The organism is Micromonospora globispora, from assembly GCF_003857015.1.
GTDB lineage: Bacteria > Actinomycetota > Actinomycetes > Mycobacteriales > Micromonosporaceae > Micromonospora > Micromonospora globispora.
In genome coordinates, this window is record NZ_QGGF01000061.1 from 1 (window position 1) to 10169 (window position 10169).

Here is a 10169-nt window from a genome sequence, read left to right on the forward strand (position 1 = left end):
GCCCGGCTGCGGCCCGAACCGGACGACCAGCGCCGACCCGGCCTCATCCAGGATGGACAACCGGTCGATGGCGTCGGCGCTGCCTGTTTCCAGCTGACGGGCGAGCTCCATCAGCGGCAGCCGGACGGCGCCCGGCGGCGCATCGTCGAGAACCATTCCGTTCGCGCCGACCGGGACCATCGGGGCACGCAGCAACCAGGTGAGCTTCGCCAACTCCTCGTCACCGGGCCGGGACCGTTGCGCCCGCAGGGTCCGGACCTGGTCCAGGAGCGTCCCGAGTGCGGTGAACCGGGACCAGAGCGCGTCGATCTGGGCGGCCAGGTCGGCGGCGTACCGCTCCGTCCGTCCGGTCCGGCCGGGCACCCGGACCGCCGCCAGGCCGGGGTGGTTGTCCAGGGCGTACATGGCGGCGGAGATCCGGTCGTGGGCCGCCCCCAGCGCGACGATGGCAACGTCGACCTCGTCACGGCTCAGCGGAGCCGGTGCGGTCACGCCGGTCAGTCCCGGTACCGTGCGGTCGGCGGCTGTGGAGCCGGGCCGAGCGCGGTCAGCCACCGGGTGTAGAGCCGGGTCCAGGTGCCGTCCGCCCGCAACTGGGCCAGCACCCCGTTGACGAACCGGACCAGGTCCGTGGCCTCACGGTTGATGCCGATCCCGTACGGCTCGTCGCTGAACCGTGGCCCGACCACCACCGCGTTGGGGTCCTGCGCGGCCAGCCCGGCCAGAATGCTGTCGTCGGTGGAGACGGCAGCGACCTGGTTCTGCTGGAGCATCACCAGACAGTCGGTCCAGTCCGGCACCCCGACCGGCAGCGGCTTGGCCGGTGCGGCAGCGACGTTGCGGATCGACGTGCTGCCGATCGCCGAGCAGACCTTCTGGCCGCCCAGGTCGGCAATGCCGCGCACGGGCGACCCGCGGCGCACCAGGATCCGTTGGCCGGCGGTGAAGTATTCGGTCGAGAAGTTGACCTTCTGCCACCGTTCGCAGTTCATCGTCATGGTCTGTACGACGATGTCGACCGTCCCGTCCTGCAGGGACGGGATCCGCGACGCCGAGTTCGTAGCCCTGAACTGGATCTTGGATGGATCGCCGAAGATGGCCCGGGCCACCTCGCGGGCCACGTCCACGTCGAAGCCGGTCAGCTCGCCGGTGAGCGGGTCCCGGAACCCGAACCGGTAACTGTTCTGGTCGACACCGACTATCAGCCGGCCCCGGTGCAAAATCTGAGCCATGGTCGAGCCGGCCGGCATCTGGCCGGGGCGGGGCTGGGTGGCCGCTGGGCGGAGACTGGCCCGTGGATCGCAGGAGGCGGGGCCGGCGTTGGCCCCGTCCGGGACCTCCGCCGGGTCCTGCACCCCGACCGGGCGGACCGGCGTGACGGCGGACGTGCCGGCCGGCAGGGTCCCGCCGCCACCGCCACTGCCGCAGCCGGCCAAGCCGAGGGTCACAGTCAGCGCCACCGCCGCGGACATCAGTCGAGAGGCATTCATCGGTACTCCGCGATTCGTCGCTGGATGCCTGCTGCAGAGCCGATCACGATCAACCCGGTCAGGACCACGACGCCGAGGTCCATACCGGACAGGCCGCGACGGGCGGACCGGGCGTCGAACTCGAACCGGTCGCTGTTGCGGGTGATGGCGCTGGCGAGCGTGTCGTCCAACTGGTTGAAGATGCTCGTCGTCGCGCCGGGGTCGCTGCCCACCGCGGCGGTCACCGCCTCGGTGTACTGGCCACCGTCGTCGAGCTGCCGCAGCTTCTGGTGTGCGGCGAGCCAGTCCCGGGCCCGCCCCGCGGCTCTGTCGGCCGCGGCCCGCGTCGGTTCGTCGGCGGCCCGCTCGGCCGCATCGCGCAGCAGTCCGCCGTGGCCATCCGGGCCGATCAAGCGGGTCATCACTGCGGTGTAGTCCTTGTCGAAATCACCGCCGGCGCCGCGGGCCACCAGGGTCAGCGATTCGTCGGCCCGGGCCTGCAACGCCGCGACCCGGGCCTGGACGAGCCGGTCCACCTGCGCCGAGCCGTCCCGGTCGCTGGCGTCCAGCCGGGTGCCGATCACGACCGCGGACACGCCGAGCCAGCCGACCAGCACCACCGCGGCCGCGGTCGCCCCCACCAGGCCGATGTTGAACACCCGGTTGGTCCGCCTGGTGAGCCACATCTGCATCCGCACCAGAGCGGCTATGGTCACCAGCCCGAGCAGCACGGCGATCCAGGGGAACCCGGCGCCGCCGCCGCGCGCCTGGTCCAGCTCCGCGGTGACCGACTGGTAGAGCTGCTGGGCGGCCGGCAGCATCCGCTGCCGCATCAGCCCCGAAGCCTCCCGTAGATACGCCGCGCCGACCGGCAGTCCTTGCCGGTTGTAGGCGCGCGCCGTCTCGATCAGCCCGGTGTACACCGGGAGTTCGGCGGCGATCACCCCCACGGCGCCGTCCCTGGCCCCGTCTCCGGACCGCCCGGCCGCGATCACCGCCAACGCCGCCGCCGCCTCGGCCACGCCGTTCTGGTAGCGGTCCCGCTGCGCCGCCGGCTCGACACCGCCGGACAGAAAGGCGCTCGCCGCTGTGGCGTCCGCGTCGGACAGGGCCCGGTAGAGGTTCTGAGCGGCCACCACCAGTGCGCCGCTGCGAGACGTCACGCCGTCGATCAGGTCGGCCCGCTGCCGCACCCCGGTGAACCCCACCACCCCAACGACGAACCCCAGGGCCACCAGGCCGGCCAGCACGGCGGCCAGCCGGCGTGGCGTGTCCCGGAGGCCACCGACGAACCGGCCCCGCAGACCGGCTAACCGGGAAGGCCGTACATCGGTCACCGGCGGGGGGACGAGCGTCGCCGTCACCGGCACCACCCTTCTCAGCATTCGCCTTGGGCGAGTCGTCAACGGAATTGCTGGCCGTCAACGTACTCGCCGGATGCAAGTTGCGGCACCCCGGCGACAGGATGGACGGGGGCGGTCGAACCAATCCGCGGCCGGCGCCACCGCCGATGCGTACCTGCACGTCCACCTGGAGACTGAAGTGACCCCTCTCGGCCGGACGCTTGTACGCTGTCGCACGGGAGGGAGATCGGCTGACCTCTTCGGGATCGCCGAGGTCACCGATCAGGAAGCCCTGGTCAGAGGGTTGCCGGTGGGATTCGAGTCTCAGTTACCGGGATCCGTTCCGATAACTGCACGGCATGGCCCAGAGCCATACGTCGATGCGGCAAGATCCTCTTGACTGGCGTCAGCGGGCGTTGGGCGCCGTTCGGTCCCGTTGAATCAGTTCAACGCCGTTCAGTACACCGGACTGTGAGCTCCCAACCCGCTCCCCTGATCCCCGCCCACATGGACCCACGCGGTCAGCCGGGACAGTCTGCCTTGTGCTCGGCATGGGTCTAGGGCGGAAAGGATCAGCGCGGGCCGAGACTTCCGCCGCCGCCCCATCCGCGACGTCGCGGCCGCGGGGCTGCACATCGAGCACTACCAGCACTTCGCCCGCGGGGTGATCGAATGCCCTCGCCGCCGTAAACGCCGGGTGACGCCCGGAAACCTCAGTCCCCGGTGGAAGCGGCATCGACGATCGAGACGGGAGTGCCAAGTTCGACGGTACGGGAGACGGTGCAAAGCCGTTCGTGTGACTGCTGCAGCGACCGGGGCAGCGCCTCGCGCGCCCTGTCGCCGTCCGCGCCCACCGGAAACGTCACGGTGAACTCGACCCTGAGGTTCTGCATCCGGTTTCCTCCGGCCTCGTCCCGGATTTTGTCGCCCGTGACTTCAACGGAGAACTGAGTCGGCTCGGCGCGTCGGGCGGTGATGTGGTCCACGTCTATCGCGGTGCAGGCTCCGATGGCCGCCAGCAGCAGTTCCACCGGTGTGAAGCTGGCGTCCTGGCCCGTGCCCATCGACATCGATCCGCCGCGGACGTTCCGCACGACGTACTGCCCGACGCTGGCGCGCTCGATCTCCACCGAGCGGAAGGTGTCCTCACTCATGACAGGGAAGCTACCCAGGCCTTCTGGAACCCGAGCCACCGGCCTGGCCGGCCGCTGCGGCCCGGTATACCGCCGGTCGAGCCGCCTGGGCAGTGGAACCCGCTGTGGGAGGCGGCCGTCGCGGCAGCGCTGGCCCGCCTGCTGGCCGTCTCGGACGGTACCCGGCTAACTGCCCCTGACGGCCCTGTCGCCGACACCTTCCGCCGAGTCCTCGACGCGTTGCTCCCGCCGGGACCGCCGGCCAAGACACTGGCTCTGGCTGCCCCGGCCTGCCCGCCATCACGGCAGACATCGCCCTCGTACCGCAACACCCGCAGACCGGCGAGCACTGGGTGCCGTCTGGAGCAGCAGACGTCGTGTCGCTCTGCTGGGACGTCTGGGCGTATCTGGCCTTCCACCACGACCGCAGGCCCGTCCCGGGAGCCGGCACGATGCCCGACGACGCCCGCCGCGACGACCCGCCCGCGCTGATGCCGTTCGGGCCGTTCCGACCCGACCTGGGCCGTCTTCCTCTCCACGTTGGCGCGGCTGCCCGAGGTCCGCCAGCGGTGGCTGCGCGAGATTTACGACCGCGGGAAAGGCGACGCGTACGGTGATCCCTTCTGATACCGCGAGCGCAAGTCGTCGAGCACCTCGGAGCACACCAGGTCGCCCGGTTGTTACGACGCCGCTGGAGGAGCCGGTGCCGCTACCGGTCCGGACGCCCCGGCTTGGTCGTCGGCGCCGAGCCGCCCGGCGGGTGCCGCGGACCTCGGCAGCGCCCTTGCCTGGCGGACGATCATCCCGGCCACCGCCAGCATGGCCAGGCCGTTGACGGCGTGTAGGCCGAAGACGAGCTGGCCGGCGGTGGTGCTTTCGCCGAACGCTCTGGCCACCACCGCGATGAGGACCTGGACGGCGGTCAGGCCGGAGACCAGGGCAGCCATGCCGATGAGCCGTCCCGGCATCCGGGCCAGCGCGGCGACGACAACCATCACCACCGGTACGAGGAAGATGACGTACCCCAACGCGTGATGCATCCGGAAGGACTCGTCGTTGGGTGCGGTGCTGAACGCACCGGTCGCGGCGAAGAAGAACTGCGCGATGACGATCAGCAGGAGCAGGGTCGCCAGTGCGGCGAACGCTTTGCGCATCGGGGATACTCCTCGAGGTTGGTGGGCCGAGGCAGGCTTAGGGGTGAGTCGCCAATAGCGTCCTCACCTCGAGCAAGCTGGACGTTACTTGTTGTAGTTCTTCCCGATGGGCTTGCCGGGGATCGGCTTGGCGATGAGCGCGACGGGAATGAAGAAGCAGATCTGGCCGATCGTCACCGTGAGCGTCCACAGGGCCGTGTCGTCGTAGTGGGCGGACGCCTTGGCGAACAGCTCGTCGGGGACGCGTTCCCCGAACGGGCTCGGGGTGAGGACGGCCTCCACGAGTTCGAGGGCGACCCGCTCGGCGTCGGTGAAGTACGGGGCGTCCTGCCATGCCGCCACGGCGGTGATGCGCTGCTCGGTCTCCCCCGCCTTGCGAAGATTCTCGGTCTGCCGGACGGGTGGTACGTGCTGCCGACGATCTGCCCGGCGCGCAACTGCACCAGGCCGATGGTGGTCCGGGGAATGGAGCCGTTCAGCGTGGCCTTGGTCATCCCCGCGGCGACGGCTGCCAGGTCGGGGAAGACCTGGATTGGGTCGGGCAGACGGGACCGGAGGTCGTCCTGGACGGTCGTGGGCGTGGACATGGCGAACTCTTTTCTGTCGATCTCTGCGGTGTGTCTCAGTAGTCCGACGAAACAACCGCTGCGAATGTGAGGTGACGCGCCGACGTCACAGTTCTGTGCGGTGTTTCGTCGGACAGGCGAGGGCAGCCGCGACCAAGGAAGCCGGCGACACCATGAGCACCCGATCCGAGTCAGGAGACGGCCGACGCGATCCGGACCTGACCTCGGTCATGAGCGAACGGCGCCAGCTGATCAATCTCGCGTACCGGCTGCTCGGTTCCCTGTCCGACGCCGACGACGTCGTGCAGGAGTCCTACACCCGCTGGTACGCCATGTCCCGACAGCAGCGGGAAGCCATCGAGTCCCCGGGCGGCTGGCTGACGACGGTCGCCAGCCGGATCTGCCTCGACCTGCTCGGCTCGGCCCGGGCCCGGCGCGAGCGCTACGTGGGCGAATGGATCCCGGAGCCGCTGCCCGATCGCACCGAGTGGATCAGCGGGCGGCCGGGCGGTACCGTGGCGGATCCGGCCGACCGGGTCACCCTCGACGAGTCGGTCAGCATGGCCTTCCTCGTCGTCCTCGAGTCGATGACCCCGGCCGAACGCGTCGCGTTCGTCCTGCACGACGTCTTCCGCTACCCCTTCACCGAGGTGGCCCAGATCGTCGGCCGTACCCCGGCGGCGTGCCGCAAGCTGGCCTCGTCGGCCCGCCGCCGGATCCGCCCGCCTCACGCTGCCGCGACCCCGACCGCCCAGCAGGCCGGCCTCGTCCGGGACTTCAAATACGCATGGGAGGCCAAGGACATTGATGCCCTCATCGGCCTCCTCGACCCCGATGCCACGGCGACCGCCGACGGCGGCGGCCAGGTCAGCACCCTGCACCGCCCGATCGAAGGCGCCGCACAGGTCGCGCGCTACGCCGTCGAGATCGGCGGCCTGATACCCGACGTGACGATCCTGGAGCGCACGGTCAACGGCCAGCCCGGCCTGGTCGCCCAGCGCGACGGTGTCGTCGTGACGGTCATGGCGTTCGACGTCGCCGACGGCCGGATCAGACACATCTGGGCGGTCCGCAACCCCGAGAAGCTCCACCCGTGGACGGCGCGGCCGTGATGCCTCCCAGGCCGCCGATGCGCACGCCGGCCTCGAGCTGACAGGCGACCCGGCGCATGAGCGCCAGGGCCAGGGTGGACACTGACGAAACGTGGTCGTAGCTAGGTGGACGCCGCAGATCAGGCATGGGCGGCCTGGCCGGCGACGTTCGATCCAGATGCGAGGCCGTCGGGTTCGTGGAGGTCCTCTATCAGTCGCCGCTGCCTTGAGGCCCCCAGCCGGCGTCAGCGCACTCGATGGCCGGCGCGGAATACGGCCGTGACGGCGCGCAGAGCGGTGACGTCGACGAGGGGATCGCCTTCCACGGCGAGCAGGTCAGCGTCGAACCCGGGAGCCAACCGCCCCTTGCGCTCGCCGATCCGGCACACCTGCGCGGCCAATGAGGTCACCGCGCGCAGCGCCGCGATCGGCGGAAACCCGCATTCGACCAAAATTGCGGCACCGTACGGGAGGACATCATGCGGCTTCGGCGGCCCGATACCGCCGTCGCTGCTGCATACCACCTTGACGCCGGCATCCCGCATCCGGCGGAGGTTGGCCACGAACCCGTCGACCCGGGCGGCTATCCGCGGCGGGGGTGCAAATCCGGGAACAAATCCGAGGGTCGCCGAAACAGCGATGCCATCCCGAGCGATTGCATCAATCACGTCCGGGCGCGGCAGCTCATCGACGGCCTCCGGTGGCGGGTCCGGGTGGGCTCACCCTGGCGGGACGTGCCGGAATGCTACGGGCCCTGGCAGACCGTCTATGGGCTGTTCCGCGGATGGCAGCGCGGCGCTGTCCGGCAGGCCTCGTCACCGGGCTACAGAGGGCTGCCTCGGTCAAACTCGCCTCTAATGGACCATTGGCACGAAACGGCGCAATCAGGATGTTACGGTTCTTCTGTCAGGTGACAAGCAAGGGGGCTGGAAGATGAAGATGAAGACTATTGCGCTCGCGCCGGCGGTGCTGGCAGCGGCCGTTCTGCTGATTGCGGCGCCCGCGTCGGCCGCGCGCGGCAACATCGGCTTCGGTTTCAACGCGACCGACATCAGCGGCTTCCCAAGCGGTGCCGCCAGGCTCACCGGGGGTGGTGCCTACAACCCGGGGACAGGTTTCGTCAAGTCCGCTGGCGGCTTCCGGTGCACCAGCAACGTCGGCCAGGGCCCACTGACCGGGTGTCTCGCCGGCCAGGGCGTTCGCTGGGACACGGCCGATGTGGATCAGGTTCTGCTTCCGAGCACGACCTTCAAGTGCACCGGGGCAGCGACGGAGCCCCTCAAGACCGCGACGACCGATGAGGACACGATCGTACTCGTCGCTGACTTCTACCGCGCCGGTGACGGTAACGACGAGTCCTTCACTGCGCAGATGATCGTCTCCGCCGACGACATCGCACCCGACATCGACGGGATCCAGAACGTCTGGATTCAGGGTGTCGGCTGCGCCTCGGCGATCGCGCATTTCAGCTCCTGAAAGGCGACCCGGCAGGAGTAGACCACAAAACGGCCGAGCTGTCCGGGCACCTGACCCGCCATCGTTCCTTGCTCATTGGTTCACCATGGTCTCACTCGATCCGGTAGGGATTCGGGTGCACCACCGGTGAGCGCAGAGGCGGAACAAGCGTTTCTGCTTCTTGAAGAGCGCGGTCGCTTTGGTGGCTCGACCGGAACGTCGCCATCCCGCCCGCTATCGACCCGCACACCGTGGAGCGGGCCGGCCCGGGGCCGCCACTGCCCACGGCCGTGACCGGCCCGCCCACGCTGGCCGCCCGTCCCGGACGCCCTCCTGCGACGCTGCGGCTACGGCTGCACGGACTGCCCGAACGCGAACAGCGCGCTTGGATCCACGGCACGCTTGACCTGCTGCAGTCGCGTGTAGTTGTCGCCCCAGTACGCGGGGCCGTAGCGGTCGATCGTCGGGTCGGCATAGTTGACGTACGCTGCGCTGCCCAGCCACGGTGCCATCGCGGCCCGGAACCCGCGCACATAGGCGTCGAACGGCGCCGGCGCGGCGCCGGCGTCCTGCCAGGTCGCGGTGTACTGCACGGTCGCCATGGCAGTGCGGTGCACGAACGCCGTCGCGTCCGGGGCGACCTGCGCGACCGCGCCGCCGAGCACATCGAAGGACACACCACCCTCCACCATGTTGGCGATGTTCATCCCGGCACGGGTCTGGGCCACGGCGGCTTCAATGGCCGCAGGTGGCAGTTCGGCGGCGGCGATCGACGAGGTGGCCGCGAACGGCTGTCGCTTAGCCAGGCTCAGCGCGACGCTTTCGCATTGAGCGGCGTCCTGCGAGGCGCAGCCGGCCTCCCACAGCATCGCCTTGGCGTAGGTCAGCGAGTTCGTCTGACGATTTGCCGGCGCACCGGTCTGCGTCAGGAGCGGGTTGAGTTGGCCGTCGAGCCCGCTTGCATGACCGATCCAGGTCCCGGAGACGGTTGCCCTGATCCTGTCCCGGCCCGGGTCGGCCAGCAGTTTGCAGGTGGACCAGAGCTTCGGGTCAGTGCGGGGCGCCCAACGCTGCCACGCGGTAAGCACCTCGGGCGCGCGCGCGAAGTCCCACGCCAGAAAGAACGTGTGGACACTCGGTGCTGGTCGTGTGCTCACCGTCCATGCCGTGACTGCACCGAAGCTGCCGCCACCGCCACGCAGTGCCCAGAACAGATCGGGGTCCCTGCGGGCGTCGACCAGCCGCAACTGCCCGTCTGCGGTGACAATCTCGACACCCGTCACCGCGTCGCAGGTGAGCCCCCAGGCACGGCTTAGCACGCCAACGCCACCGCCAAGCGTGAGCCCGGTCATCCCCACTGTCGGACATGAGCCGGCCGCCAGCGCGACGCCCTTGGCGGCCAGTGCGGCGTACACGTCGACCAGCCGCGCGCCCGCGCCGATGCGAGCGGTGCCGGCCCCGCCGTCCACCGTCACCGAATCGATGCCCGAGACATCGATCACGAGCCCTCGAGAGGTGGACCATCCGCCGTATGAGTGGCCGCCGCAGCGCACCGCGAACGGCGTACCGGTGTCGGCGGCGAAGCGTACGCAGGCCTGCACGTCAGCGGCGCCCGCACACCGGGCGATCGCGGCCGGCCTGGAACTCGCGTCGAAGCGCGGGTTGTACAGCCGCGCCGCGCCAACGTAGTCGGCGGCGCCGGGACGGATCAGCTTGCCGTGCAGCCTCGACGCCAGCGTTGCCCAGTCTTGCGGCGCGAAGCTTGGCGCCATCGTAGTGCCGCCGGCCGACGGCTTCGGCTCGGCAGACCCACCGCGGCGGCTACACCCGTCTAGAGCCTGTGTCGAAGTCGGTCACAGCCACTCGCTGATCGCGGCGATGTGCACGGTGGCTTCGTAGCGCACGGCGAGCTTGTCGAATCGGGTGGCCACGGCGCGGTTGCGCTTGAGCCGGTTGAT

The 10169-nt window shown here is 70.0% G+C and carries 10 protein-coding genes and 2 pseudogenes; 3 read left to right on the plus strand and 9 right to left on the minus strand.

All coding sequences use genetic code 11. The annotated features are described in order from the left end of the window. From DKL51_RS02000 to DKL51_RS35550, 6 genes are all read right to left on the minus strand, one after another. The coding region (locus DKL51_RS02000; protein WP_221623117.1) for a hypothetical protein at positions 1–492 on the minus strand (492 nt) is incomplete at its 3' end. A gap of 5 nt (positions 493–497) precedes the next feature. Continuing rightward, positions 498–1490, minus strand: coding sequence for a glutamate ABC transporter substrate-binding protein (locus DKL51_RS02005; protein ID WP_109942621.1), 993 nt, complete (start codon positions 1488–1490; stop codon positions 498–500). Beyond that, the gene (locus DKL51_RS02010; protein WP_123809820.1) at positions 1487–2833 is read right to left on the minus strand and encodes a GlnX family signal transduction membrane protein; all 1347 of its coding nucleotides are present in this window, start codon (positions 2831–2833) and stop codon (positions 1487–1489) included. Before DKL51_RS02010 ends, DKL51_RS02005 begins: the two co-directional genes overlap by 4 nt. 692 nt (positions 2834–3525) lie before the next feature. Beyond that, positions 3526–3966 (minus strand): OsmC family protein, encoded by a 441-nt coding sequence (locus DKL51_RS02015; protein ID WP_109942623.1) that lies wholly within the window; start codon positions 3964–3966, stop codon positions 3526–3528. A 659-nt stretch (positions 3967–4625) separates the two neighbouring features. Then, positions 4626–5099, minus strand: a complete 474-nt coding sequence (locus DKL51_RS02020; RefSeq protein WP_109942624.1) for a DUF6220 domain-containing protein — start codon at positions 5097–5099, stop codon at positions 4626–4628. An 84-nt stretch (positions 5100–5183) separates the two neighbouring features. Continuing rightward, the gene (locus DKL51_RS35550; protein WP_221623118.1) at positions 5184–5441 is read right to left on the minus strand and encodes a carboxymuconolactone decarboxylase family protein; all 258 of its coding nucleotides are present in this window, start codon (positions 5439–5441) and stop codon (positions 5184–5186) included. Between the two features lie 397 nt (positions 5442–5838). Here DKL51_RS35550 and sigJ point away from each other — a divergent pair, with 397 nt between their 5' ends. Then, positions 5839–6777, plus strand: coding sequence for an RNA polymerase sigma factor SigJ (gene sigJ / locus DKL51_RS02030; protein ID WP_124811660.1), 939 nt, complete (start codon positions 5839–5841; stop codon positions 6775–6777). A 224-nt stretch (positions 6778–7001) separates the two neighbouring features. Here sigJ and DKL51_RS02035 read toward each other — a convergent pair whose 3' ends face one another. Then, on the minus strand, positions 7002–7424 hold the full coding sequence (locus DKL51_RS02035; protein WP_165823015.1) for an amidohydrolase family protein: 423 nt from the start codon (positions 7422–7424) through the stop codon (positions 7002–7004). Positions 7425–7433: 9 nt separating this feature from the next. Between DKL51_RS02035 and DKL51_RS02040 the strand changes: the two are divergent. Together DKL51_RS02040 and DKL51_RS02045 are read left to right on the plus strand one after the other, a co-directional pair. Then, a pseudogene (locus DKL51_RS02040) lies at positions 7434–7550 on the plus strand (transposase); the annotation flags it as partial. Positions 7551–7689: 139 nt separating this feature from the next. Further along, positions 7690–8232 (plus strand): hypothetical protein, encoded by a 543-nt coding sequence (locus tag DKL51_RS02045; protein ID WP_123826991.1) that lies wholly within the window; start codon positions 7690–7692, stop codon positions 8230–8232. 326 nt (positions 8233–8558) lie between these two features. Here the strand turns inward: DKL51_RS02045 and DKL51_RS02050 are convergent, their stop codons facing one another. Then, positions 8559–9983, minus strand: a complete 1425-nt coding sequence (locus DKL51_RS02050; protein WP_109942629.1) for an FAD-binding oxidoreductase — start codon at positions 9981–9983, stop codon at positions 8559–8561. 81 nt (positions 9984–10064) lie between these two features. After that, a pseudogene (locus DKL51_RS36070) lies at positions 10065–10169 on the minus strand (IS5 family transposase); the annotation flags it as partial.

Coding starts and splice junctions, on each gene's coding strand:
- sigJ (WP_124811660.1), top strand. CDS start 5,839: ATGAGCACCCGATCCGAGTCAGGAGACGGCCGACGCGATCCGGACCTG.
- DKL51_RS02005 (WP_109942621.1), bottom strand. CDS start 1,490: ATGAATGCCTCTCGACTGATGTCCGCGGCGGTGGCGCTGACTGTGACC.
- DKL51_RS02045 (WP_123826991.1), top strand. CDS start 7,690: ATGAAGATGAAGACTATTGCGCTCGCGCCGGCGGTGCTGGCAGCGGCC.
- DKL51_RS02020 (WP_109942624.1), bottom strand. CDS start 5,099: ATGCGCAAAGCGTTCGCCGCACTGGCGACCCTGCTCCTGCTGATCGTC.
- DKL51_RS02050 (WP_109942629.1), bottom strand. CDS start 9,983: ATGGCGCCAAGCTTCGCGCCGCAAGACTGGGCAACGCTGGCGTCGAGG.
- DKL51_RS02015 (WP_109942623.1), bottom strand. CDS start 3,966: ATGAGTGAGGACACCTTCCGCTCGGTGGAGATCGAGCGCGCCAGCGTC.